The sequence below is a fragment of the Rickettsia endosymbiont of Oedothorax gibbosus genome, assembly GCF_936269705.1.
Taxonomy (GTDB): domain Bacteria; phylum Pseudomonadota; class Alphaproteobacteria; order Rickettsiales; family Rickettsiaceae; genus Tisiphia.
On record NZ_OW370493.1, the window covers coordinates 1,633,632 to 1,655,053 of the forward strand.

Genomic DNA, 21,422 nt, shown 5'->3' on the forward strand with positions numbered 1-21,422 from the left:
ATTGGAACCATTATAAAGTTCATTTTTTATTTTCCAATAAATCATATTTAAAATCTCCACAAAGTATTTCAAATTGATTTAAAGCTAAAGACCAATCTTTAATAGGCATGGTCCATTTTTTGGCTGCATTTTGTAGGGATAAAAATATTATTTTTTGAATTGACTTATCATCTGGAAACACCCCCTTATTTTTGATAATTTTTCTAATTTGACGATTTACAGATTCTATAGTGTTAGTAGTATAAATTACCTTTCTGTTCTCTTCAGGAAAGGCAAAAAACGGTATTATCCCAGACCAATTACGTTGCCAAATATCAGAAATTACCGGATATTTTTTATCCCATTTTACACCAAATTGCTGAAGTTTTAAACGTGCCATTTCGTCATTATTAGCTGTATAAATTTGTTTTAGATCTGATGTGACCTCTTTTAAATCTTTATATGACACATACTTTACTGAATTGCGAACCATATGTACAATACATAATTGTACTATAGTACTCGGGAATACACTGCTTATAGCTTCTGGAAAGCCCTTTAAACCCCACACAAGCAACATAAATTTGTTCAATTCCTCGATTCTTTAACTCAGTAACTACTTGCATCCAAAATTTAGCACCTTCATTTTTGCCTATCCAAATGCCAAGTAACTCCTTTTTCCCTTCTATATTTACAGCAAGTGCTAAATATACTGCTTTATTTATTACTATGTGATTGTCTCTAGATTTTACATAGATACAGTCCAAGTATAATATTGGATACACCCTATCTAAACAACGATTTTGCCACCTAGTTACTTCTTCTATTACCCCATCTGTTATGGTGGATATCAAGTCACCAGATACATCAGTTTGATATATTTCTTCTAAATGCCCTCGGATCTCGCTGACTGTCATACCGCGACCATAAAGGGATATCACTTTCTCATCAAATCCATTAAATCTCCTCAGCCCTTTTGGTATTAATTGAGGATTATACTCTCCTTCCCGATCTCTTGGTACTTCTACTGTCAGCTTACGACCATCCCCATCAATTACTGTCTTCTCATAGCTACCATTACGACGATTATTATCTACTTTTGGCATCTTGCTATGTTTTGAATATCCTAATTCATGATCCAACTCACTTGCTAATATTTTCTCAACTATTTGCTTCTTTAGCTGTTGAAATAAACCATCTCGACCAAATAACTCCGATGGATCTGCTTTTGATAATAATTCTTCTACTAGCTGATTACTGATGTTTAATGTATCTTTATCTGTATCTAATTTTTTAGCCATAATTCCTCCTTGCTTGCTTAAGTTACTTTTTTTACAGTAATCTCTTACTGCTTTCTTTGCAACTTACACAAACTATAGGACAGACTCGCCGAATATATGACCGCTTCCTTTGTGGCTCTATTTTTTTATTTTCTTTGTTGACAAATTCACTCGTCCATATATGACAACTTATCACTCCCCTCACCTATTATGATCATTATTTATGACTGTTAGCAAATAGTTTTTTAAAGCAAGAGCATTTTTATTATATTTTCTAATAAACTTCGGTAGTTTAGAACGTATTATATCAATATTTTGTTGAACCTTTTCTATTGCTTTAAATATGGTCAGCGGACAATCAACGCGATTAACAGTTAACATATCACGTAAAAATTGATCATCATAAATATCTGCTGTAGGACCAACTAAGCAAGGCACTCCTAAACTTAGACTCTCTAAAACTATCATAGGTGAACATTCTGAATTAGTAATGTATAAAGTTAAATTAGTATTGGCAATAAGTTTTATTAGTTCTTGATGTGGTAATTGCTTAGGAAAAACTTTAAGCTCTACATCCTGCATCATCCAACAAGCATGTTTATTGTCATTAAAATGGCAATTAGTATAACAAGAAACCTTATCTTTCAACATACTTATTGCGGCAAATTGAGGATAGAGATTTTTTATCCATATGCTAGAAGCACTCCATATACCAATTGTAAATTTACTATTCTCTATAGCTATCACCTTTTTTTCAGGCATTGATGGTATGAAGTTTTGTAATAAATAAGATTGAATACCATTAGCTATCAAAAATTGTTCTAGACCTTTCTTCAGGGTGATAATAGCCTTAATCTTATTTTGTTTATATAAATTTAACCATTTATAAAAATCTTGGCAATGATGAGAATCTACCCATTGGGCAGGAGAACCATGCCATAAAAAGTAAATATCTAAATAATTATCAGCCTTAAGCTGATGCAACTTTTCTACTAATTGAGCATGAACATCAAGCCCACCCGATATAACTAATTTTTTAATGCCTGTTTTGATAATTAACTGAGCTATTTTAGTGATAATTTTGTTAGGTAAATATGCATTAATATAACTTAGCAAAATATTTCCTTTGCCTATAGGAAAAGGAATTATTTGGTCAAATAATTCTTTAGTGGAGTTAGCGACTCCAGGAAAAGTACTAGAATATATTACGTAGATATCGTTATAGTCAATTGATGGGAAGTTGGTGACGTTGTCGCTCAATGCTCGCCTATTACTTATAGGCGTCGCTCCATCGTTCCTGCTACCTAATTCCCCTGAATTGACTATATCCTTTTGCTGTCCTTGGTATTTGATTATAAAATTTTTAAAATTATCATAATCATTTTCTGAAGAACAAGAATAAAGCATTGTAATTATTCGTCTAGCAAGCAATCTAACCCAATAATATCTTAGAAGAGGTTGTGCTATCTTTTTTAACAAACGAATAGAACGGATTTTATCAATTATCGATGGAGCTTCGCCCTTACTAACAAGATTAATATCTCTTAAAATTTGTTGCTTTATTTGTAAATTTTGTTTTTTGTTATGATTTTTTACTGAAATATCTATAAACGAAAGCCATAAATTTTGCAAATTGGTTTTATCGGCAAAGATTTTTTGATAAGCAAGAAAATTTTGCTGTTTAATTTTTGTTAGTAAATCTCGGTCAACATCTAATTTTTTTATTACCTCCGTAAGATACGGATGATCTCTATTGATTATAAACTGATTTTGTATATCAGGTAGCACCTCCCGGACAATCCCCACGTCAGTAGTAATAATTGCACAATCAAATGCCATCGCTTCAATAAGCGTCAACGGTGTTCCTTCTTGCACGGAGGCTATTAGCAAAATGTCTGTTTCTTTTAGAGTATCCCAAACTTCTTGTTTTGAGTGTAATCGCTTATTTTTATCTATTATACATTTTTTGATATGAATTTTCTCATGCTCAAGCTGTTCTAGGGCTGGTATAATTACTGTTTTTAGACCTTTGTAATCGTCAATAGTACTATACCAACTTTCCCAAGCACTATTACCGATCCATGTGATAACTAGCTGACTAGAGGCTAAACCAATTTTAGGATCAGGGGGAATTTGTGAATCTGGAATTAATACATTATCATAAATTACTTGCCACGGTTTTGGATATTCTGGGATATTTGCATAAATATCATACAATCTTTTAGAGCTAGTGTAGTAGTTGTCAATAAATCGGAAAGTTGGTAGATTTTTTAGTATGTCAGATTCATTTTCAATAAATAAATGATCAGGTATGCTAATGGTAATGGCAATATTTAATAATTTTTCAATATTACTATTAGTGTTAATACCATTATCTGCTATAATTTGCAGTAAGTGCGTTAAATACCCGCGATGAAAAAAATGTATTAATTTAATAGAATTATATTGGTTTAAATTAATTAAAAACTCCTCCGATGTTTTATAATCACCGCTATAAATTATATGACAATCATATTGATCATTTAACAAAGATTGAACAAACGAAGCAACGCTATCAAAAGCCCACCCCCTAATATCCGCTACTAAAATCAGGGTTTCTTTGGAATTCATAAATTTACGCTAAATAACTCTAATAATCCAGTTGCTAACTCATATGTTGCTTTATAATTTAAAATCTGCTGAGCCAATTCTGGGCTGCCAACAGAAGTATTTATACTACCAACTTGAGGTGGTAGATATTTTATTCCTTTGATAACAGCGATTTTATCAATTAATTGAATAAGTTCATTTATAGAATAGGCACGTCCTGTGCAAACATTTAGTACTGGTGCCGATGATGCCGCCATAGATAAGGCTCTAACACACATATTTGTTACATCTGAAACATGTATAAAGTCCCGACTTTGATTTCCATCACCAAAAATCACCAACTCTTTACCATCTTTCACTTGTTCTCTAAATATTGATATTACACCAGAATAATCAGAATTTTTAGGTTGTCCTGTACCATAAACATTAAAAAAGCGTAAACCACAGCTTTTAAGAGATTTAACCTCGCCAAAAGCCTTAGCTTGTAGCTCGCAGGCATATTTATCCGCCGCATAAGGAGAAAGTGGACTCACTTTGCCATTTTCTTGTAGAGGAAAATCACTGATCTTCCCGTAAACAGCAGCAGATGACGCATATACCACAGGAATATTTTGTTTACTTGCCTGAAGTAAGATATTAATGGTTCCTGTTAAATTTACTTGATGGCTATAGTGCCAATTATTAATTGATTCCTGCACGTTTGCTACTGCTGCAAGATGAAAACAACCCTCGATATTTCTAAATACTTTCTTCACAATATCTTGATCTAAAATATTTCCTTGAATAAATTCAATATTTTTATCAAGTGAACTATTAAAGGTACCAGTTGAAAGATCATCCAATATGACAACTTGGTGTCCTTCTTTTGTTAATAATTTAACAAGGTGCGAACCAATGAAACCAGCCCCACCAGTGACTAAATATCTTGACATATACTATATAATAAGTTTAATTCAATTATACTTAAATGATTTGAAGAGTTTGCTCCGCAAGACTGTAGGTAATTCACGTATTCACCCTTTGCTTATTGTCCCCATTTCCCAAATCATTTGAGTATGATTTTATGTTTATATTATAGAGTTATTATAAAGAAAAATAAATGAAAAAAATCATTATTTTTACAAATACAGATTGGCACTTTTATCACCATCTTCTGCCAATTGCTTTGACTGCTAAAATTAAAGGATATGAAGTTAAAGTACTAACAGATATTAGTGAATTTAAAGATAAAATAGAACGGCATAATTTACCAGTAATTCCAATTTCAATAAAGCGTGGGAGTATTAACCTTTTTACTGATTTACTATTATTAATCAAGCTAATCAGAATATTAAATAAGGAAAAACCTGATATATTACATAATTTCACTATAAAACCAATTTTTTATGGAAGTATCAGTGCTTTTCTGTGCAATACACCACAAATCATTAACACTTTTGTTGGTATGGGTTTATTGTTTATCAGCAATAAATTTTTACTAAAATGCCTTAGGAAGATCATAGTTAAAATATTATCCCTAATAAGCTATTATAAAAGCATGTTATTTGTTGTACAAAATGATGATGATTTAGCTTTAGTGGTGAAATTAGGTATAGCAAACTCTATTATAGTTAATTCAGGAGAATTAGGTAGCAGGAACGATGGAGCGACGAGTGACGATGTCACCAATTTCCAATCAATTGACTATAGCATTACAGCAAATTCACAAACGTCATTGCGAGGAGCCGCTTTGCGGCGACGCGGCAATCCCAAAATGGTCAAGAATGGATTGCTTCGTTGGCTCACTCCTCCTCGCAATGACACCAGTTTGCTATGGATAGATACTAATCAGGTTAGCCATATTGCTCCACCAAATTTAGTCATTAAACAATGTAGTGTTGGTATAGAAACCAAGAAATTCCCTCTCCTACCAGAACCGTTAGGTAATAAAATAGTAGTTGCCTTAGTAGCTAGAATGCTTATTGATAAAGGTGTATATGAATTTATATATGCCGCAAAAATATTAAAACAGAAAAATATCGATGCTGAATTCTGGTTAGTTGGTCAGCCTGAGCAAAATAATAAACAATCAATAGCACAATCCATATTGGAAGACTACCAAAATCTAGGATATATCAAATATCTTGGATATCAGAAAGATATAGAAGAAATATGGAAAAAAGCCCATATCGCCGTATTGCCCTCCTATCGTGAAGGACTAAGCCGCTCCCTTTTAGAGGCTGGGGCATATGGTAGAGCGATTATTACTACTGACGCTCCAGGTGGCAGAGAATTAATACAAGACAAAATAAATGGGTTATTAGTCAAACCTCAAAATATAGAAGATTTAGCAATAGCTATGGAGCTGCTAATCACTATGCCTTCGTTACGAAAACATCTTGGTGTGCAAATTCGACAAGATATTTTAGAAAAATATGACAACCAATTAATCTCTGAGAAGATGGTTAACTTTTATGGCTAACCCTTAGGCTTTATAGCAAATTTACCTCATTGCAAGCGAATGAATGTGAACGTGGCAATAACCTATATTTTAACTAAAAAGATTATAATTATGGCAAAACAACAAGATACTCGATCATTTAGAATTTCTGAATCATTAATGTACGCTGAAATACAAAATTCTAAGATGATACTTAAAACTGTAAAAATTTTGAATATTCCAAATCCCAATATTCTAGCCTGAATATTGCATGAAAGAATAGAGACAAAACCCTTGTAATACTATATAATATCAGTGTTAAAAGAAGATTACATAGAGGGTTTTGCCATGACAAATTGTACAGGATTAATTTACCAATCGAAAGTAAAAAATCGTCAAATAGAAATAAATTTCACAGGAGGTAATATTAGTAGTGATGGAGGTGTATTATTGCTAAGAGAAGCAGATAAAAGACTTGGTCTAACTAATGAACTGGCTAAGATTTTTCCTGATAAGCGAGATTCTGATAAAATTACTCATACTATTTTAACAATGCTCAAACAGCGTATTTATGGTATTGCTCTTGGTTATGAAGATTTAAATGATCACGATAATTTAAGAAAATGTCCAGCTTTGCAAACAAGTATAGACACACTGGACGATATGGCTAGTAGCTCTACTTTATGCCGTTTAGAAAATAAAGCAGATCGTGGATTTGCTCTTAAAGCTCATAAGGTGATGATTGACAAGTTTGTCGAATCTCATAAAACCGTGCCGAAACAATTAATACTTGATTTTGATGCCACTGATGATGAAATTTATGGCAATCAAGAGGGGAAGTTTTATCATGGATATTATCGTCATAATTGCTTTCTACCTTTATATGTTTTTTGTGGAAAAAAGCTGTTAGTAAGCAATCTTCGCAGCTCAAAGCTAGAACAAGCAAAGCATAGCTGGGCAATATTATCTCTATTAGTCAAGCGTTTTTGTCAATCGTGGCCTGAAGTAGAGATTATTTTTCGTGGTGATGGTGGATTTTGTCGTCATCAGATGCTGGATTGGTGTGATGAAAATAATGTAAAATATATAGTCGGAATAGCCCAAAATACTAGACTCAACAAGCTGCTTGAGCCATTGATGCAACAATCTAACGAAGCCTTCACAATTAGCAAAGAGAAGCAACGCTTTTTTAGTGAATTTAAATATAACCTCAGTTTGATGTAAGAGGAAGGTTGAGATTGTTTAATTTTCCAAAAGCTACAGAAATTTTATTAGGCTTAAAAACATAGGCAAGCAGTCCAGCTAATACGTTAGTTTGAAAATTCATAACAGATCTGTGCCTTGTATGGTCTATATGACAAAGGTTTTTTAGTTGATCGTTAATGGTTTCAATAATATACCTTTTATTTAAAAACCGCTTTTTAATAGGATCTATTATTCTTTCTTTCATATTACTTTTAATTTTTGTTATTAGTTCTAAAGCTTGATTAGCAAGGGATTGAGTGAGTTTTTTACTGATATACCCACGATCACCAAAAAGCCAGCCTTGTAATTTATCTACTAAATTTTCTACCACTGCTCTATCATCAACATTTCCTGGAGTTAAAGAAAAACTCATAATCTCTCCGCAACTGTTAATGACAATATGTAGCTTACAACCAAAGAACCACCCAGTGGAAGTCTTACCTCTTTTTGCTATGTCTTTGAATACTTTATGTCTATTAATTCTTAAATTAGGGCAAGCAGGAAGTTTAGTAGAGTCGATATAATATTGACCAGTTTGTTTTCCTGATAGGCTTTTTAGCAGTAATACCATGGGCATGAAGCTCATTGGCATTAACTGAACAAAACGACTATAGCTCACAAGTTTTGGAAATTCCTTTCTATAACTTTGACATAGGCAGCATAAATAAAAATCTTTAAAGGTACGGTAGTGACTCAAGTGAAACATTACTATAATAGTAATAATCTCTGAGAGTCCTATACTGCAAACTACTTTACGCTTACGGTTAGGATTTGGTAATATATATTTATTTTGCTCCGTATCAAAATGCTTGCAAAAATCATCAATTAAGCAGAAAATCTCCGTAAGAGGGATCATAATATATTCTCCAATTTTGTTGTTATTATTCGAGAACTTTATAATCCCTCCCTTCTTACTTTTCAAATATTCTTTCTCCTAACACACTAGTTTGAAAGAAGGTTTTATTTTTACCATAGCTCACCACCAACTATAATTCGCTGAAAGCTGCATCTTATCACCATAATATGCTAATTTAAATGCATCCTTCCTATCAGTTTTACACAAATTTACCGATTTACTAAAAGAATTAAAACTATATGTATTGACCTTATGTATTTGTTGCTTATTATTATACAGCTTTTGACAAATCTCAGCTTCGTATCCTCCAGTGGGTTCACATATTATTAGCTTAATCTCTTGCTCTTTTGCTAATTTAATCACCTCTTCATGACCAGCTGCATCATTGGCAAAACGATGATATTTAGGTTTATCGCTTGTATTATATACACATATATCAAGCCATTGTTTACTTACATCTAGACCTATTATTTTACTCATGATATAATCTCCTTCGTCTTATTGTGCAAGGCTGCTACTTCCAACACCTTCTGCAATTTGTTCAAAGCAAACTTTGTAAGAGGGTACTTATTCTATGCTCGATTATCTCAATCAAGTACCCCTCAAATCACCCTCTTACCATTACTTATATCATAATTTAAAGATATAAGTACCCCACAGTTATTGTTGAAGTTGAAAAGCAATCATAATGTGTTTTCGTAGTAATGAAAACAACATAGCAGGGGTATCACTTAACGAGTTATAAAAATAATCTTTTATCCAATCAAATCCATAAGTAAATAATGAGTAGAGTCTGTCCTATAGTTTGTGTAAGTTGCAAAGAAAGCAGTAAGAGATTACTGTAAAAAAAGTAACTTAAGCAAGCAAGGAGGAATTATGGCTAAAAAATTAGATACAGATAAAGATACATTAAACATCAGTAATCAGCTAGTAGAAGAATTATTATCAAAAGCAGATCCATCGGAGTTATTTGGTCGAGATGGTTTATTTCAACAGCTAAAGAAGCAAATAGTTGAGAAAATATTAGCAAGTGAGTTGGATCATGAATTAGGATATTCAAAACATAGCAAGATGCCAAAAGTAGATAATAATCGTCGTAATGGTAGCTATGAGAAGACAGTAATTGATGGGGATGGTCGTAAGCTGACAGTAGAAGTACCAAGAGATCGGGAAGGAGAGTATAATCCTCAATTAATACCAAAAGGGCTGAGGAGATTTAATGGATTTGATGAGAAAGTGATATCCCTTTATGGTCGCGGTATGACAGTCAGCGAGATCCGAGGGCATTTAGAAGAAATATATCAAACTGATGTATCTGGTGACTTGATATCCACCATAACAGATGGGGTAATAGAAGAAGTAACTAGGTGGCAAAATCGTTGTTTAGATAGGGTGTATCCAATATTATACTTGGACTGTATCTATGTAAAATCTAGAGACAATCACATAGTAATAAATAAAGCAGTATATTTAGCACTTGCTGTAAATATAGAAGGGAAAAAGGAGTTACTTGGCATTTGGATAGGCAAAAATGAAGGTGCTAAATTTTGGATGCAAGTAGTTACTGAGTTAAAGAATCGAGGAATTGAACAAATTTATGTTGCTTGTGTGGGGTTTAAAGGGCTTTCCAGAAGCTATAAGCAGTGTATTCCCGAGTACTATAGTACAATTATGTATTGTACATATGGTTCGCAATTCAGTAAAGTATGTGTCATATAAAGATTTAAAAGAGGTCACATCAGATCTAAAACAAATTTATACAGCTAATAATGACGAAATGGCACGTTTAAAACTTCAGCAATTTGGTGTAAAATGGGATAAAAAATATCCGGTAATTTCTGATATTTGGCAACGTAATTGGTCTGGGATAATACCGTTTTTTGCCTTTCCTGAAGAGAACAGAAAGGTAATTTATACTACTAACACTATAGAATCTGTAAATCGTCAAATTAGAAAAATTATCAAAAATAAGGGGGTGTTTCCAGATGATAAGTCAATTCAAAAAATAATATTTTTATCCCTACAAAATGCAGCCAAAAAATGGACCATGCCTATTAAAGATTGGTCTTTAGCTTTAAATCAATTTGAAATACTTTGTGGAGATTTTAAATATGATTTATTGGAAAATAAAAAATGAACTTTGTGAGTAGACCTAACCAATTGCTTGGTTAAGCCCCTCCTCAGAACCGGACATGCAGAGCTACCGCATCCGGCTCCCGAAAGGTAAGATAGGCTTGTACCCTATTTTTTTTTGTTGGTTTTAGAACATTGAAATGGTCTTCCACTTATTTGGAAAGTCGACCCTTTTGAGTATTTCAGCTAATCTTTGCCAATTCATCTTACGCTTCCCACCCATTCTATTAAACCACCCATATATTGCTCGCCTAGTTTGGTGAATAAATGAACTTACTCGTCTTTGATTATCTGATATACCATGATAATTGATCCACCCCTTTGTAGCTCTAATGACTTGCAATAATATCTGTTCTTTGCCCCTCTCATTAAGGTGACTTCGTAGATATTCTCTTAGCCCTTTAAGCTTCTCGGTAAATCGATCTTTCCTTGTGGTATATTTTAATCTCCATATGTTACCAAACCTTGATTTACCCCAATAGCAAGTAAAGCCAAGAAAATTATAACTCTTGATCTTCTTACCTTGCTTAGCTAAGTCCTCAGCATGGTATCTACCGGACTGAATCATCTGCGATTTAGCTTCATTGATGTTCAAGCCATACTTGTTTAATCTTTTGGGCAAAACCTCATAAAACTTCCTCGCGTCTTCTTCATTCTCAAAGACGAACACCATATCGTCACAATACCTCACCATTCCAGTTTGCCCTCTTATGTTTTCCTTGCTGATTTTAGCAAACCAACAGTCAATAACATAATGTAGGAAGACATTTGCCAAAATTGGTGATGTTTTAGACCCTTGGCGGCATCCTTCCTTGTTAGTAACTGTAATGCCGTTTTCTATAATTGGTGTTTCCATCAGTTTCATAACTAGTCTTAGGAATCTTTTGTCAGATATTCTCTTTCTTAGGAATCCCATCAACTCAGAATGTTTGATTGAATTGAAGCACTTAGTTATATCAATTTCAACTACAGCTCCTTTATTGAAGTTATACGTAAGTCTATTCAACTCCTTAAGTGCATCATGGGCGTTTAATTTAGGTCGAAACCCGTAAGAACATTTTAAGAATATTGGCTCGAACACTGAGTTTAATATCTTGCTTACTGCCGACTCGATTATCTTGTCTTCAAAGCATGATATTACCAAAGGTCTTTTGCCTCCATCTTCTTTTGGAATCAATGTAATTCGTGCAGGTTTAGCTTGATATTGCCCCTTGCGAATTTTAGTAAGGAGCGAGAGCAAATTTGCTTCCAACTTCTTACCATAAACCGCTTTGGTTATACCATCTATTCCTACAGCTTTCTTGCTATCAAGTTCCTTATATTGTTCTTCTAACATCTTTAAATCAATAATATGTCCAAGATTATTAAACTTTATGTCTTGATTTTGTGATGATAGCAACTTTATACGCTCAAGTTTCGTTGACCATGTATTTCCGTCTATGCTGTGTACGGTCATTGTTTCCCTCTTACGTTCTTACCTTTCTGTCAGCCCTTCGCTCCACTCCCATTACGAAGCTTCATCACTACTACAACTGACTCAGCCATCCTTAACACCATCTCCAAAGCCTTATGTTTCGGCACTTGTACTTTGAATACTTACTTAACTCAGTAAGAGTTATAAGGACTTCTCAAGTTGTGTCATTAATCTCTACAAACTCGCTGACGCCTGAGACCCCGATGGTTGAAAACTTTCGGATTTTCGCTAGTTTGACCTCTAGTTTTCTCTTGTCTACTGCGTTGTGTAGCACATCGACTTCCACTACCAATATCATTTCAGGGCTATCACGTTCACCATTTGGTTTCGGCTCGGATGTTTCGCTGTCTACGCTTTACTACTGTCGTTACCTTCAGCAGCACAAGACTCGCTATATGGTGGAGCTAGCTACTCCTTCCATAACAGGACTTTCACCCGTAAGATTAATGCACCTTATCTTGACGCACACACAAATTAAATGATTGACTCTTTTTATACAATATTTTTTTCAAAATATACACATTCTGGAGTTTTATAATCCAAAGCTTGATGCATCCTTTGTCTATTATAAAAGTCCATATATTCGTTAATTGCTGTCTTTGCCTCCTTTACTGTTGTTAAAATAATCCGATAAATTTTTTCCTGTTTTAATGATCGCCAAAAACGTTCAATAAAAATATTATCTAAGGCTCGTCCCTTACCATCCATACTAATCAAGATATTATGTAGCTTTAGCATACTAATAAAATTCTCCGAGGTAAATTGTACTCCTTGATCAGTATTAAATATTTTTGGCATACCATATTTTTCTATAGCGTCTTCAAGGGCTGTTACACAAAATTCACTTTCCAAACTAATGGAGATTCGCCAACTTAGAATATAACGACTATACCAGTCAATAATAGCTACTAAATATACGAACCCTTGGCTCAGTCTTATACCAATTGCAATAATTAACACGGTGTGTTTATCCAGTCTCTATACATAATTGATTTTACTAAATCTACATTATGAGCAAATTGATTCCAAGCGTAACAAGCCATAGTGACGATATCTTCATATACACCATAACATTGGTTAGACAAGAAATGATTTTTGATCCATTCCCAAACTTGTTCCATTGCATTAAGTTCCGGTGCATAGGGCGGAAGCGGTATCAAAGTGATATTGCTTGGCACAGTTAGTTTTTTGGCTGTGTGCCAACCTGCATTATCCGTTAGTAAAGCTATATGTCGGTTGCCTTGAATACTGCGAGAAAGCTCTTCTAAGAATTTATTCATTGCCTGTGTGTTTGCATATGGTAAAATTAATGCAAAAGCTTCTCCTGTATCATGGCAAGCAGCTCCATAAATATATGTTGAAATGAATTGCTGTTGCCGAACTTTACGGGGTCTAGTGCCACGCTTAGCCCATATACGAGTTAAGCTACCTTGTTGCCCAACTCGAGTTTCATCCTGAGACCATATATCAACTTTACATCTATCGATATTTTTTGGTAATAATTTTGTTAACATGTCTGGGAAGTTTTTTTATATGTATTTTGAGTCTCTTGATTTGACTTTGGATGCATTGAACGAGAAGTAATCCAGCTAAAACCAAGGCGGTGCATAGTATTGTAGACTGTTTTTAAAGCGCATTTAGCACCATATTCCTCAAGTAACATGATATGTAGCTCCTTTCCAGTTATATACCCACCAGTTTTACTTTCACTGAGCGTATTGATTTTATCAAAAAGAGCAGACTCTTGTATAGTGTTAATCTTCCTAGGGGCGCCGCTTCTTTGTGATTCAAATAATCCTTCAAAACCATGATTCCTAAATCTTCTGAGCCATGATTGCACAGTTTTCCAGTGTGACTTCACTATTTCAGATATGGCTTTTAAAGATTTGCCTAATTGAAGGTGATACATCGCCAATAAACGTATACGATTTCGACCATGCGGCTCATGTTTCATCATTTTTATAAAATCATGACCATGAAAACCTTGTGGTAATATTAACCTAGCCATTTGAGTACCTTTATCAGTTAAAAACCCATTTTATACCACTGCGTTAATTATTGCAATTGGTATGATATACGTTATATCTGCACTCCAAACCTGGTTTGGCAATACTATTTCTAATCCTTTTAGTAAATAAGGATATATTTTATGCGCTTGATTCCTCTTGCTTAAATTTATTTTAGGATAAACAGCTTCAAGACCCATTATCTTGTAGTAACGTCTAACAGCTTTACGACCTACCGAAAAACCTTGGGCTTGTAAATATTTAGCCATCCGCCGCATACCATAATATGGATGCATAGTATAGGTCTCATCAATTATTGCCATAATCTTGATATCTTGTTCACTAATACCAGTAGGTTGATAGTAATAGGTTGACCTGCTAATATCCAATAACTTACACTGTTGTACAATTGTTAACTTATTATGATTAGGCTCTATCATATTACACCTAACCTTTAATTCCAAACAATGCAGATTTTTTTTTGAGCCAGTCACACTCAACGCTTAACTGACCAATTTGCTCATATAGATTCTTGATTAACCCCTGCTGATTTGGATCAGCACTCTGTGTTTTATTCTTAAAACCTTGTACTAACAACTCAAGACCTTGTTTTTTCCAGTTACTGATCTGTGTTGCATGAACACCATACTTACTGGTTATCTGGGCTATTGTTAGCTCTCCCTTAATTGCTTCTATGACAATTTTGGCTTTCTCCTCAGCACTATATTGCTTTACTTGTTTTTTCATCTCTAGCTCTCCTTGTTTGCTAAAGAATTCTATCTCATTTTTCTGTCCAAAATATTGGGACCATTATAGTTTTATTCTTAAAACCTTGTACTAACAACTCAAGACCTTGTTTTTTCCAGTTACTGATCTGTGTTGCATGAACACCATACTTACTGGTTATCTGGGCTATTGTTAGCTCTCCCTTAATTGCTTCTATGACAATTTTGGCTTTCTCCTCAGCACTATATTGCCTTACTTGTTTTTTCATCTCTAGCTCTCCTTGTTTGCTAAAGAATTCTATCTCATTTTTCTGTCCAAAATATTGGGACCATTATAGTTTTATTCTTAAAACCTTGTACTAACAACTCAAGACCTTGTTTTTTCCAGTTACTGATCTGTGTTGCATGAACACCATACTTACTGGTTATCTGGGCTATTGTTAGCTCTCCCTTAATTGCTTCTATGACAATTTTGGCTTTCTCCTCAGCACTATATTGCTTTACTTGTTTTTTCATCTCTAGCTCTCCTTGTTTGCTAAAGAATTCTATCTCATTTTTCTGTCCAAAATATTGGGACCATTATAGTTTTATTCTTAAAACCTTGTACTAACAACTCAAGACCTTGTTTTTTCCAGTTACTGATCTGTGTTGCATGAACACCATACTTACTGGTTATCTGGGCTATTGTTAGCTCTCCCTTAATTGCTTCTATGACAATTTTGGCTTTCTCCTCAGCACTATATTGCTTTACTTGTTTTTTCATCTCTAGCTCTCCTTGTTTGCTAAAGAATTCTATCTCATTTTTCTGTCCAAAATATTGGGACCATTATAGTTTTATTCTTAAAACCTTGTACTAACAACTCAAGACCTTGTTTTTTCCAGTTACTGATCTGTGTTGCATGAACACCATACTTACTGGTTATCTGGGCTATTGTTAGCTCTCCCTTAATTGCTTCTATGACAATTTTGGCTTTCTCCTCAGCACTATATTGCTTTACTTGTTTTTTCATCTCTAGCTCTCCTTGTTTGCTAAAGAATTCTATCTCATTTTTCTGTCCAAAATATTGGGACCATTATAGTTTTATTCTTAAAACCTTGTACTAACAACTCAAGACCTTGTTTTTTCCAGTTACTGATCTGTGTTGCATGAACACCATACTTACTGGTTATCTGGGCTATTGTTAGCTCTCCCTTAATTGCTTCTATGACAATTTTGGCTTTCTCCTCAGCACTATATTGCCTTACTTGTTTTTTCATCTCTAGCTCTCCTTGTTTGCTAAAGAATTCTATCTCATTTTTCTTATTTTTCTGTCCAAAATATTGGAACCATTATAGTTTTATTCTTAAAACCTTGTACTAACAACTCAAGACCTTGTTTTTTCCAGTTACTTATCTGTGTTGCATGAACACCATACTTACTGGTTATCTGGGCTATTGTTAGCTCTCCCTTAATTGCTTCTATGACAATTTTGGCTTTCTCCTCAGCACTATATTGCCTTACTTGTTTTTTCATCTCTAGCTCTCCTTGTTTGCTAAAGAATTCTATCTCATTTTTCTTATTTTTCTGTCCAAAATATTGGAACCATTATAATAGCAATAAGAGCAAAAAGTGGTAAGGAATCGAAAGATAAACTAGTGCAGTGGGCAGTGAAGAAATTTGCTGAAAATAAATCATATAATATTATATGTGTTGGTTTAGCAAATAAGTTAGCAAGGATTGCTTATGCAGTAGTCACCAATGGTAGCGAATATGTTGCAAATTAGTTTAGTTGAGAAAAAAGAAGAAACTATGTCAACTAAATAAAAATTGGTAATTGATAAATATTGCGAGTAAAGAATAGTAACAATAAAGAGAACGAAAGTTAAAGAGTTAATGAATAAGTATTCTGAATAAAATCCGTAATTATGTCGAGGCTCTAGAAGCCGTGGGAATGAGAGGTCACTCAAGGATATTTATAAGAATGCAGAAACCATTATACGTCAGTTCGGGATAAGATATAGATGAAATAGTAATAGATAAAAGGATTGTCAAAAAGGAGTGCCTGCAGTATTTATATTTTTAAACAAAAAAACAAACTACAGGCATGAAAAAAGATATCACAGAATTATATAGTTTTATAGATGATTTTTGTAAAATTTATTTGGAGTATGAACAGAGAAAGTTATTACCATCAAATAAGCAAAGAAATCGCTGTTGTAGCATGAGTCTAAGTGAAATGTTAACAATAATAATTATGTTTCATACATCCTATGCTAAGAATTTTAAATTTTTCTATAAAAGTTATATAGAGTGCATGCATAAGGATGATTTTCCCAAAGCCTTGAGTTATAATAGATTTGTTGAATTAATGGCACGATTATTCATACCGCTAAATATGTTGATTCATTTGTTGTTTGGTGAGGAAACAGGTATTTATTTTATTGACTCTACAACGATTAAAGCTTGTCACAATAAAAGGCGTTATAGCAATAAAGTTTTTAAAGGATTAGCCAAACATAGTAAATCCTCTATGGGGTATTTTTATGGTTTTAAATTACATGTAATAATCAATAATAAAGGGGAGTTTATGGCATTAAAAGTGACCAAAGGCAATGTAGATGATAGGGTTCCAGTACCGGAGTTAACAAAAAGATTAACTGGAATTATAGCAGCTGATAAAGGTTATATTAAGCAAAATTTGTTCTTAAATTTATATGAAAGAGGCTTAAAAATGATTCATGGAATTAAGAAGAATATGGAAAATAAATTAATGGATTTGAAAGAAAAAATCTTACTTCGAAAGCGTAACTTAATTGAAACAGTTTTTGATTATCTAAAAAATAAAATGAACCTTGAACATACTAGACATAGATCACCAATAAATGCCTTTGTCCATATATTATCTACTCTTGTTGCTTACTCATTAAAGAAAAATAAACCTTCAACAAAATTTGATTTTAATCTACATGTTCACAATATCCTTATCCCGAATTGACGTATTATGGCACTCGATGCCGAATATATGACCGCTTCCTTTGTGGCTCTATTTTTTTATTTTCTTTGTTGACAAATTCACTCGTCCATATATGACATAGTGGGCGGAAATGACGAAAAAGTTGGATGTCACCCCTGCGAAAGCAGGGGGCTAGATTCCCGGCTACGTGCATATGCATCAGTTTAAGAAGGTAATAATTGGAAAACCGTCATTGCGAGAAAGGCGTGAGCCGACGAAGCAATCTACTCTTTTATGGATTGCCACGCCACCTACGGTGGCTCGCAATGACGGAAAAGCTATCTAATACCAATTGCAATAATTAACGCAGTGGTGTAAAATGGGTTTTTAACTGATAAAGGTACTCAAATGGCTAGGTTAATATTACCACAAGGTTTTCATGGTCATGATTTTATAAAAATGATGAAACATGAGCCGCATGGTCGAAATCGTATACGTTTATTGGCGATGTATCACCTTCAATTAGGCAAATCTTTAAAAGCCATATCTGAAATAGTGAAGTCACACTGGAAAACTGTGCAATCATGGCTCAGAAGATTTAGGAATCATGGTTTTGAAGGATTATTTGAATCACAAAGAAGCGGTGCCCCTAGGAAGATTAACACTATACAAGAGTCTGCTCTTTTTGATAAAATCAATACGCTCAGTGAAAGTAAAACTGGTGGGTATATAACTGGAAAGGAGCTACATATCATGTTACTTGAGGAATATGGTGCTAAATGCGCTTTAAAAACAGTCTACAATACTATGCACCGCCTTGGTTTTAGCTGGATTACTTCTCGTTCAATGCATCCAAAGTCAAATCAAGAGACTCAAAATACATATAAAAAAACTTCCCAGACATGTTAACAAAATTATTACCAAAAAATATCGATAGATGTAAAGTTGATATATGGTCTCAGGATGAAACTCGAGTTGGGCAACAAGGTAGCTTAACTCGTATATGGGCTAAGCGTGGCACTAGACCCCGTAAAGTTCGGCAACAGCAATTCATTTCAACATATATTTATGGAGCTGCTTGCCATGATACAGGAGAAGCTTTTGCATTAATTTTACCATATGCAAACACACAGGCAATGAATAAATTCTTAGAAGAGCTTTCTCGCAGTATTCAAGGCAACCGACATATAGCTTTACTAACGGATAATGCAGGTTGGCACACAGCCAAAAAACTAACTGTGCCAAGCAATATCACTTTGATACCGCTTCCGCCCTATGCACCGGAACTTAATGCAATGGAACAAGTTTGGGAATGGATCAAAAATCATTTCTTGTCTAACCAATGTTATGGTGTATATGAAGATATCGTCACTATGGCTTGTTACGCTTGGAATCAATTTGCTCATAATGTAGATTTAGTAAAATCAATTATGTATAGAGACTGGATAAACACACCGTGTTAATTATTGCAATTGGTATAAAACCCGTTCCACTTTTTAACTTTCAACAGTTGTGCCACGGTTTTCCTTGCAAAGACTTTGAACAATATGACTAATAATATTACTTATAATAACTATGATCAGGCTTATTTACCCTAAATTTTGGCAAAGTAAAAATATTATTGCCTACTTATTATTACCATTAAGCTGGTTATATCTTTTTGCTAGTTATCTACGAAGGGTCACAGCTCGCCCAATAATATTTCCTTGTAAAGTAATTTGCGTTGGTAATATAAGCATCGGGGGTACTGGTAAAACTCAAATAGTAATCTTCCTTGCTCAACTATTGAAAGCTATTAATATTGATTTTATAATTATCACTAAAGGTTATGGCAGTAATCTTCAAACGGCATCGTTAGTTGAAGCACATCATACAGTAGCAGATGTCGGGGATGAAGCAGTAATGCTGTTAAAATATGGTAAAGTCATTGCCGCAAAGAAAATTCAAGATATAGAGCCTTTTATAGAAAGGATTAAGCCAAAGGTGATTATAGTAGATGACTCGATGCAGAATCCTAATTTTCATAAGGATATTGTTATTCTGTCAGTTGATGCTAATAGATTATTTGGCAATGGGTTCTTAATTCCAGCTGGTCCTCTGCGTCAATACCCCAAACAAGCTATTGACAAAGCCGATATAGTTATTTCAGTAGGCTCTGATTCTTTTCCCTCATATATAGCTAACCTAAATGTTAAGTCCAACTTACAAACGTCATTGCGAGAAGCTGCTTTAGTAGCTACGAAGCAATCCAGGAAAGTGAATAGAAATGGATTGCTTCTTTCTAGCTTCGCACCTCCTTGCAATGACAGCAATTTACTATGGCTAAGTGCTAATCATATTAGCTCTAAAGAATGTGCCTTTTTTCAAGCTCAAATAGTTCCCTCTATAAACATCGACAAGACAAAAAATTATTTTGCCTTTAGTGGTATAGGAAATCCTGAAAGGTTTCTCTCTACATTAGAAAATTATGGATTGCAGTTAATCGGTCATAAGATTTTTCCTGATCATCATCAATATTCTGCAGAAGATTTAGAATATTTAAAAGAACAATCAAAAAAATCTAACTCTCTTTTAATAACAACCAGAAAAGATTACGTACGAATATGTGATACTGACTTATCAGTAATATGTTGCGATGTACATTTATTATTAAATAATCAACAATTATTAGTAGATTTAATATATGAAAAAATTATTTAATAATATTAAATACCTACTAGAGTATTTTTTTGTTTTAATAGTAGTAAAGATACTAGGGGCATTGGGTATTGACAAATCTGTAAATATTTGTCGATCCTTAGCAAGGAAGATAGGTCCTTTGTTACCAGTTAATAAAGTTGCAAAAGAAAATATTCAAAATATTCTTGGCAATAATCTATACACAAATGAAGGGTCTATAAATTCTCAAGCAATCGTTAATCAAGTATGGGATAATTTTGGCAGTTTTATAGGAGAATTTCCATATGTTAATAAGATGTCAGAGGAAGAATTATCTAGACGAATAGAGATAAGTGGGCTTGAGAATATAATAGAATTCCAGAAATTACGCCAACCGTTCTTATTATTTACCGGACATTTTGCTAATTGGGATTTTGCTCTTAAAATTATCAATAAATTTTACCCTAAATTTGCTATTATTTACCGAAAATTAAATAATCCTTATATTGATAAAATAGTTAACGATACACGTACAAATTGTGACATAAAGCTAATTCCCAAAGGAGCACAAGGTGCAAGAGAGCTAATATCTGCTATAAAATCAGGATATGCAATTGGTATGCTGGTAGATCAAAAAATGAATAATGGTATTGAAGTACCATTTCTAGGGCAGCCAGCCATGACTGCTCAGGCAATTGCTAAAATTGCATTACAGTTCAGCTACCCAATTATACCATTACAAGTGGTTCGCACTAATAGTAATAACAGTTATTTTAAAATTATTATTCATCCGCCAATAAAATTACAAAAAACTAATAATAATCAAACAGATTGTTATAATATAATGGTTACTATTAATCAAATTTTAGGTAATTGGGTTAAAGAAAACCCAGGACAATGGTTCTGGTTTCATAATAGATGGAAGAAGAATCATAATAAATATTCTAAAAATGCATATTCCAAGATTAAGTAATTGCAATTACTTAATAAATATGTATACTCTCCTGCTTTGAAGAATTGATACCGCAAATATACCTGCGGAGATATTCGTCTGCACATTCCTTGTTTTACAGTTAAATGTAAGTCGTAGGTAAAACTTGCATTTTTATAAAAATTTAATAAAAA

25 protein-coding genes and 2 pseudogenes are annotated in these 21,422 nt (G+C 33.6%); 10 read left to right on the top strand and 17 right to left on the bottom strand.

All coding sequences use genetic code 11. From position 1 onward, the window contains the following. Nucleotides 1-19 precede the first annotated feature (19 nt). From NBW66_RS08850 to NBW66_RS08860, 3 genes and pseudogenes are all read right to left on the bottom strand, one after another. Nucleotides 20-1,280: pseudogene (locus NBW66_RS08850) on the bottom strand (IS256 family transposase). 180 nt (nucleotides 1,281-1,460) lie between these two features. Next, nucleotides 1,461-3,869 carry a glycosyltransferase gene (locus tag NBW66_RS08855; protein WP_250310752.1) on the bottom strand — a complete coding sequence of 803 codons (2,409 nt, stop codon included), beginning with the start codon at nucleotides 3,867-3,869 and terminating at the stop codon, nucleotides 1,461-1,463. Next, the gene (locus tag NBW66_RS08860; protein WP_250310753.1) at nucleotides 3,866-4,780 is read right to left on the bottom strand and encodes an NAD-dependent epimerase/dehydratase family protein; all 915 of its coding nucleotides are present in this window, start codon (nucleotides 4,778-4,780) and stop codon (nucleotides 3,866-3,868) included. Before NBW66_RS08860 ends, NBW66_RS08855 begins: the two co-directional genes overlap by 4 nt. A gap of 167 nt (nucleotides 4,781-4,947) precedes the next feature. On the opposite strand from NBW66_RS08860, the gene NBW66_RS08865 reads away from it, so the two are divergent. The 3 genes from NBW66_RS08865 to NBW66_RS08870 all read left to right on the top strand — a co-directional run bounded on the left by NBW66_RS08865 (nucleotide 4,948) and on the right by NBW66_RS08870 (nucleotide 7,491). Next, on the top strand, nucleotides 4,948-6,309 hold the full coding sequence (locus NBW66_RS08865) for a glycosyltransferase family 4 protein (protein WP_250310754.1): 1,362 nt from the start codon (nucleotides 4,948-4,950) through the stop codon (nucleotides 6,307-6,309). A gap of 90 nt (nucleotides 6,310-6,399) precedes the next feature. Next, on the top strand, nucleotides 6,400-6,531 hold the full coding sequence (locus NBW66_RS14580) for a hypothetical protein (protein ID WP_284346679.1): 132 nt from the start codon (nucleotides 6,400-6,402) through the stop codon (nucleotides 6,529-6,531). Between the two features lie 51 nt (nucleotides 6,532-6,582). After that, the gene (locus NBW66_RS08870) at nucleotides 6,583-7,491 is read left to right on the top strand and encodes an IS1380 family transposase (RefSeq protein WP_250310755.1); all 909 of its coding nucleotides are present in this window, start codon (nucleotides 6,583-6,585) and stop codon (nucleotides 7,489-7,491) included. Here NBW66_RS08870 and NBW66_RS08875 read toward each other — a convergent pair. Both NBW66_RS08875 and NBW66_RS08880 read right to left on the bottom strand, forming a co-directional pair. After that, nucleotides 7,478-8,368 (bottom strand): IS982 family transposase, encoded by an 891-nt coding sequence (locus NBW66_RS08875; RefSeq protein WP_250310756.1) that lies wholly within the window; start codon nucleotides 8,366-8,368, stop codon nucleotides 7,478-7,480. The two genes, NBW66_RS08870 and NBW66_RS08875, sit on opposite strands and share 14 nt — an antisense overlap. A 120-nt stretch (nucleotides 8,369-8,488) precedes the next feature. Then, complete coding sequence (locus NBW66_RS08880) at nucleotides 8,489-8,848, bottom strand: IS110 family transposase (protein WP_250310757.1); 360 nt, start codon at nucleotides 8,846-8,848, stop codon at nucleotides 8,489-8,491. 396 nt (nucleotides 8,849-9,244) lie between these two features. On the opposite strand from NBW66_RS08880, the pseudogene NBW66_RS08885 reads away from it, so the two are divergent. Further along, nucleotides 9,245-10,505, top strand: a pseudogene (locus NBW66_RS08885) (IS256 family transposase). Nucleotides 10,506-10,628: 123 nt separating this feature from the next. On the opposite strand, the gene NBW66_RS08890 reads toward NBW66_RS08885, so the two are convergent. From NBW66_RS08890 to NBW66_RS08945, 12 genes are all read right to left on the bottom strand, one after another. Next, entirely contained in the window at nucleotides 10,629-11,957 is a 1,329-nt protein-coding gene (locus NBW66_RS08890; protein ID WP_250310618.1) for a reverse transcriptase domain-containing protein, read from the bottom strand. 510 nt (nucleotides 11,958-12,467) lie between these two features. Next, nucleotides 12,468-12,935: an IS3 family transposase gene (locus NBW66_RS08895; RefSeq protein ID WP_250310758.1), complete on the bottom strand. Its 468-nt coding sequence runs from the start codon at nucleotides 12,933-12,935 to the stop codon at nucleotides 12,468-12,470. Continuing rightward, nucleotides 12,929-13,489, bottom strand: a complete 561-nt coding sequence (locus NBW66_RS08900; protein ID WP_250310543.1) for an IS630 family transposase — start codon at nucleotides 13,487-13,489, stop codon at nucleotides 12,929-12,931. The genes NBW66_RS08895 and NBW66_RS08900 overlap by 7 nt, the downstream gene beginning before the upstream one ends. Then, nucleotides 13,483-13,983, bottom strand: coding sequence for a helix-turn-helix domain-containing protein (locus NBW66_RS08905; protein WP_250310542.1), 501 nt, complete (start codon nucleotides 13,981-13,983; stop codon nucleotides 13,483-13,485). Before NBW66_RS08905 ends, NBW66_RS08900 begins: the two co-directional genes overlap by 7 nt. Before the next feature lie 30 nt (nucleotides 13,984-14,013). Next, the gene (locus tag NBW66_RS08910) at nucleotides 14,014-14,421 is read right to left on the bottom strand and encodes an IS3 family transposase (protein ID WP_250310759.1); all 408 of its coding nucleotides are present in this window, start codon (nucleotides 14,419-14,421) and stop codon (nucleotides 14,014-14,016) included. Between the two features lie 7 nt (nucleotides 14,422-14,428). Beyond that, complete coding sequence (locus NBW66_RS08915; RefSeq protein WP_250310760.1) at nucleotides 14,429-14,728, bottom strand: transposase; 300 nt, start codon at nucleotides 14,726-14,728, stop codon at nucleotides 14,429-14,431. Nucleotides 14,729-14,762: 34 nt separating this feature from the next. Next, nucleotides 14,763-14,975: a transposase gene (locus NBW66_RS08920; protein WP_250310761.1), complete on the bottom strand. Its 213-nt coding sequence runs from the start codon at nucleotides 14,973-14,975 to the stop codon at nucleotides 14,763-14,765. Nucleotides 14,976-15,009: 34 nt separating this feature from the next. After that, nucleotides 15,010-15,222: a transposase gene (locus tag NBW66_RS08925; protein WP_250310762.1), complete on the bottom strand. Its 213-nt coding sequence runs from the start codon at nucleotides 15,220-15,222 to the stop codon at nucleotides 15,010-15,012. Between the two features lie 34 nt (nucleotides 15,223-15,256). Continuing rightward, nucleotides 15,257-15,469 carry a transposase gene (locus NBW66_RS08930; protein ID WP_250310762.1) on the bottom strand — a complete coding sequence of 71 codons (213 nt, stop codon included), beginning with the start codon at nucleotides 15,467-15,469 and terminating at the stop codon, nucleotides 15,257-15,259. A gap of 34 nt (nucleotides 15,470-15,503) precedes the next feature. Continuing rightward, nucleotides 15,504-15,716 (bottom strand): transposase, encoded by a 213-nt coding sequence (locus NBW66_RS08935; RefSeq protein ID WP_250310762.1) that lies wholly within the window; start codon nucleotides 15,714-15,716, stop codon nucleotides 15,504-15,506. A 34-nt stretch (nucleotides 15,717-15,750) separates the two neighbouring features. Next, nucleotides 15,751-15,963, bottom strand: coding sequence for a transposase (locus tag NBW66_RS08940; protein WP_250310761.1), 213 nt, complete (start codon nucleotides 15,961-15,963; stop codon nucleotides 15,751-15,753). Between the two features lie 43 nt (nucleotides 15,964-16,006). Then, nucleotides 16,007-16,219 carry a transposase gene (locus tag NBW66_RS08945; RefSeq protein WP_250310761.1) on the bottom strand — a complete coding sequence of 71 codons (213 nt, stop codon included), beginning with the start codon at nucleotides 16,217-16,219 and terminating at the stop codon, nucleotides 16,007-16,009. Nucleotides 16,220-16,341: 122 nt separating this feature from the next. Here NBW66_RS08945 and NBW66_RS14585 point away from each other — a divergent pair, with 122 nt between their 5' ends. From NBW66_RS14585 to NBW66_RS08970, 6 genes are all read left to right on the top strand, one after another. After that, nucleotides 16,342-16,470 (top strand): hypothetical protein, encoded by a 129-nt coding sequence (locus NBW66_RS14585; protein ID WP_284346674.1) that lies wholly within the window; start codon nucleotides 16,342-16,344, stop codon nucleotides 16,468-16,470. Nucleotides 16,471-16,790: 320 nt separating this feature from the next. Then, nucleotides 16,791-17,681: an IS982 family transposase gene (locus NBW66_RS08950; RefSeq protein WP_250310582.1), complete on the top strand. Its 891-nt coding sequence runs from the start codon at nucleotides 16,791-16,793 to the stop codon at nucleotides 17,679-17,681. Between the two features lie 366 nt (nucleotides 17,682-18,047). After that, nucleotides 18,048-18,548, top strand: coding sequence for a helix-turn-helix domain-containing protein (locus NBW66_RS08955; RefSeq protein ID WP_250310542.1), 501 nt, complete (start codon nucleotides 18,048-18,050; stop codon nucleotides 18,546-18,548). Next, complete coding sequence (locus NBW66_RS08960; protein WP_250310543.1) at nucleotides 18,542-19,102, top strand: IS630 family transposase; 561 nt, start codon at nucleotides 18,542-18,544, stop codon at nucleotides 19,100-19,102. Before NBW66_RS08955 ends, NBW66_RS08960 begins: the two co-directional genes overlap by 7 nt. Before the next feature lie 112 nt (nucleotides 19,103-19,214). Further along, entirely contained in the window at nucleotides 19,215-20,339 is a 1,125-nt protein-coding gene (gene lpxK, locus NBW66_RS08965) for a tetraacyldisaccharide 4'-kinase (RefSeq protein WP_250310763.1), read from the top strand. Then, entirely contained in the window at nucleotides 20,323-21,270 is a 948-nt protein-coding gene (locus tag NBW66_RS08970; RefSeq protein ID WP_250310764.1) for an LpxL/LpxP family acyltransferase, read from the top strand. Before lpxK ends, NBW66_RS08970 begins: the two co-directional genes overlap by 17 nt. Nucleotides 21,271-21,422: the final 152 nt, after the last annotated feature.

Excerpts from the sequence above, each read along its gene's own strand:
- NBW66_RS08860 (WP_250310753.1), bottom strand. The coding sequence starts at position 4,780 with ATGTCAAGATATTTAGTCACTGGTGGGGCTGGTTTCATTGGTTCGCAC.
- NBW66_RS08925 (WP_250310762.1), bottom strand. The coding sequence starts at position 15,222 with ATGAAAAAACAAGTAAAGCAATATAGTGCTGAGGAGAAAGCCAAAATT.
- NBW66_RS08865 (WP_250310754.1), top strand. The coding sequence starts at position 4,948 with ATGAAAAAAATCATTATTTTTACAAATACAGATTGGCACTTTTATCAC.
- NBW66_RS08915 (WP_250310760.1), bottom strand. The coding sequence starts at position 14,728 with ATGAAAAAACAAGTAAAGCAATATAGTGCTGAGGAGAAAGCCAAAATT.
- NBW66_RS08955 (WP_250310542.1), top strand. The coding sequence starts at position 18,048 with ATGGCTAGGTTAATATTACCACAAGGTTTTCATGGTCATGATTTTATA.
- NBW66_RS08900 (WP_250310543.1), bottom strand. The coding sequence starts at position 13,489 with ATGTTAACAAAATTATTACCAAAAAATATCGATAGATGTAAAGTTGAT.
- NBW66_RS08875 (WP_250310756.1), bottom strand. The coding sequence starts at position 8,368 with ATGATCCCTCTTACGGAGATTTTCTGCTTAATTGATGATTTTTGCAAG.
- NBW66_RS08890 (WP_250310618.1), bottom strand. The coding sequence starts at position 11,957 with ATGACCGTACACAGCATAGACGGAAATACATGGTCAACGAAACTTGAG.
- NBW66_RS08910 (WP_250310759.1), bottom strand. The coding sequence starts at position 14,421 with ATGATAGAGCCTAATCATAATAAGTTAACAATTGTACAACAGTGTAAG.
- lpxK (WP_250310763.1), top strand. The coding sequence starts at position 19,215 with ATGATCAGGCTTATTTACCCTAAATTTTGGCAAAGTAAAAATATTATT.
- NBW66_RS08935 (WP_250310762.1), bottom strand. The coding sequence starts at position 15,716 with ATGAAAAAACAAGTAAAGCAATATAGTGCTGAGGAGAAAGCCAAAATT.
- NBW66_RS08920 (WP_250310761.1), bottom strand. The coding sequence starts at position 14,975 with ATGAAAAAACAAGTAAGGCAATATAGTGCTGAGGAGAAAGCCAAAATT.
- NBW66_RS08960 (WP_250310543.1), top strand. The coding sequence starts at position 18,542 with ATGTTAACAAAATTATTACCAAAAAATATCGATAGATGTAAAGTTGAT.
- NBW66_RS08940 (WP_250310761.1), bottom strand. The coding sequence starts at position 15,963 with ATGAAAAAACAAGTAAGGCAATATAGTGCTGAGGAGAAAGCCAAAATT.
- NBW66_RS08930 (WP_250310762.1), bottom strand. The coding sequence starts at position 15,469 with ATGAAAAAACAAGTAAAGCAATATAGTGCTGAGGAGAAAGCCAAAATT.
- NBW66_RS08945 (WP_250310761.1), bottom strand. The coding sequence starts at position 16,219 with ATGAAAAAACAAGTAAGGCAATATAGTGCTGAGGAGAAAGCCAAAATT.
- NBW66_RS08905 (WP_250310542.1), bottom strand. The coding sequence starts at position 13,983 with ATGGCTAGGTTAATATTACCACAAGGTTTTCATGGTCATGATTTTATA.
- NBW66_RS14580 (WP_284346679.1), top strand. The coding sequence starts at position 6,400 with ATGGCAAAACAACAAGATACTCGATCATTTAGAATTTCTGAATCATTA.
- NBW66_RS08950 (WP_250310582.1), top strand. The coding sequence starts at position 16,791 with ATGAAAAAAGATATCACAGAATTATATAGTTTTATAGATGATTTTTGT.
- NBW66_RS08880 (WP_250310757.1), bottom strand. The coding sequence starts at position 8,848 with ATGAGTAAAATAATAGGTCTAGATGTAAGTAAACAATGGCTTGATATA.
- NBW66_RS08970 (WP_250310764.1), top strand. The coding sequence starts at position 20,323 with ATGAAAAAATTATTTAATAATATTAAATACCTACTAGAGTATTTTTTT.
- NBW66_RS08855 (WP_250310752.1), bottom strand. The coding sequence starts at position 3,869 with ATGAATTCCAAAGAAACCCTGATTTTAGTAGCGGATATTAGGGGGTGG.